This is a genomic window from Actinomadura harenae (assembly GCF_003696215.1).
GTDB classification, from domain to species: domain Bacteria; phylum Actinomycetota; class Actinomycetes; order Streptosporangiales; family Streptosporangiaceae; genus Spirillospora; species Spirillospora harenae.
The window spans coordinates 1-2,371 of the sequence record NZ_RFFG01000246.1 but is presented as its reverse complement, the minus strand read 5'-3'; the positions used below and the strand labels follow the sequence as shown (position 1 = coordinate 2,371).

The following is a 2,371-nucleotide window of genomic DNA, read 5'->3' as shown; positions in this document are numbered from 1 at the left end:
AGATGTTCGAGAGGTTCACCGACCGCGCGCGGCGGGTTGTCGTTCTGGCTCAGGAAGAGGCCAGGATGCTCAATCACAACTACATCGGCACCGAGCACATCCTCCTGGGTCTGATCCACGAGGGTGAGGGTGTGGCCGCCAAGGCGCTGGAGTCGCTCGGGATCAGTCTCGAGGCGGTGCGGCAGCAGGTCGAGGAGATCATCGGCCAGGGTCAGCAGGCGCCGTCGGGGCACATCCCGTTCACGCCGCGGGCGAAGAAGGTGCTGGAGCTGTCGCTGCGCGAGGCGCTGCAGCTGGGGCACAACTACATCGGCACCGAGCACATCCTCCTGGGTCTGATCCGGGAGGGCGAGGGTGTCGCGGCCCAGGTCCTGGTGAAGCTGGGCGCGGATTTGAACCGGGTGCGGCAGCAGGTCATCCAGTTGCTGCACGGGTACTCCGGTGGCAAGGAGCCGGCGTCGTCCGGTGGTCCTTCGGAGTCCGCTCCCTCCACCTCCCTTGTGCTTGACCAGTTCGGTCGGAACCTGACGCAGGCTGCCCGTGAGGGGAAGCTTGACCCGGTGATCGGTCGTGACACCGAGATCGAGCGTGTGATGCAGGTGTTGTCGCGTCGCACGAAGAACAATCCGGTGCTGGTCGGTGAGCCGGGTGTGGGTAAGACGGCGGTGGTCGAGGGGCTGGCGCAGAAGATCGTCAAGGGTGAGGTGCCCGAGACGCTGAAGGACAAGCAGCTCTACACCCTGGATCTGGGCGCGTTGGTGGCCGGGTCGCGGTATCGGGGTGATTTCGAGGAGCGGCTGAAGAAGGTCCTGAAGGAGATCCGTACTCGCGGTGACATCATTTTGTTCATCGACGAGCTGCACACGCTGGTGGGTGCGGGGGCGGCGGAGGGTGCGATCGACGCGGCGTCGATCCTGAAGCCGATGCTGGCTCGTGGTGAGCTGCAGACGATCGGCGCGACGACGCTGGACGAGTACCGCAAGCACCTGGAGAAGGACGCGGCGCTGGAGCGCCGTTTCCAGCCGATCCAGGTCGCCGAGCCGTCCCTGTCGCACACGATCGAGATCCTCAAGGGCCTGCGTGACCGGTACGAGGCGCACCACCGTGTGTCGATCACCGACGCCGCGCTGGTCGCCGCCGCGCAGCTGGCCGACCGCTACATCTCCGACCGGTTCCTGCCGGACAAGGCGATCGACCTGATCGATGAGGCGGGGTCGCGGATGCGGATCCGCCGGATGACGGCGCCGCCGGACCTGCGTGAGTACGACGAGAAGATCGCCGATGTTCGCCGGGAGAAGGAGTCGGCGATCGATGCGCAGGACTTCGAGAAGGCCGCGGCGCTCCGGGACTCGGAGAAGCAGCTGCTGGCCAAGAAGGCGCAGCGGGAGAAGGAGTGGAAGGCCGGCGACATGGACGTCGTGGCCGAGGTGACCGAGGAGCTGATCGCGGAGGTCCTGGCGACCGCGACGGGCATCCCGGTGTTCAAGCTGACCGAGGAGGAGTCGGCGCGGCTGCTGCGGATGGAGGACGAGCTGCACCGCCGGGTGATCGGTCAGGAAGACGCGATCAAGGCGCTGTCGCAGTCGATCCGGCGTACGCGTGCGGGCCTGAAGGACCCCAAGCGCCCGGGTGGGTCGTTCATCTTCGCGGGCCCGTCGGGTGTGGGCAAGACCGAGCTGTCCAAGACGCTGGCGGAGTTCCTGTTCGGTGACGAGGACGCCCTGATCCAGCTGGACATGTCGGAGTTCATGGAGAAGCACACCGTGTCCCGGCTGTTCGGGTCCCCGCCCGGATACGTCGGATACGAGGAGGGCGGGCAGCTGACCGAGAAGGTCCGCCGCAAGCCGTTCTCGGTGGTGCTGTTCGACGAGATCGAGAAGGCCCACCCCGACATCTTCAACAGCCTGCTGCAGATCCTCGAGGACGGCCGACTCACCGACGCCCAGGGGCGCGTGGTCGACTTCAAGAACACCGTGATCATCATGACGACGAACCTGGGCACCCGGGACATCTCCAAGGGCCAGTCCCTGGGGTTCTCCCGGCAGGACGACACCCAGGGGTCCTACGACCGGATGAAGTCGAAGGTGTCGGAGGAGCTCAAGCAGCACTTCCGCCCCGAGTTCCTCAACCGTGTCGACGACATCGTGGTGTTCCACCAGCTCACCCCGAAGGAGATCATCCAGATCGTCGACCTGATGATCGCCAAGGTCGACGAGCGCCTCAAGGACCGCGACATGGGCATCGAGCTCCAGCCCGCCGCCAAGAACCTGCTCGCCGAACGCGGCTACGACCCCGTCCTGGGCGCCCGGCCCCTGCGCCGCACCATCCAACGCGAGATCGAGGACAACCTCTCCGAAAAGATCCTCTACGG

At 66.0% G+C, this 2,371-nt stretch carries 1 protein-coding gene; it reads left to right on the top strand.

Annotation, left to right across the window (positions count from 1 at the left end; genetic code table 11):
• Nucleotides 1-2: 2 nt before the first annotated feature.
• The coding region (locus EBO15_RS43215; protein ID WP_147481936.1) for an ATP-dependent Clp protease ATP-binding subunit at nt 3-2,371 on the top strand (2,369 nt) is incomplete at its 3' end.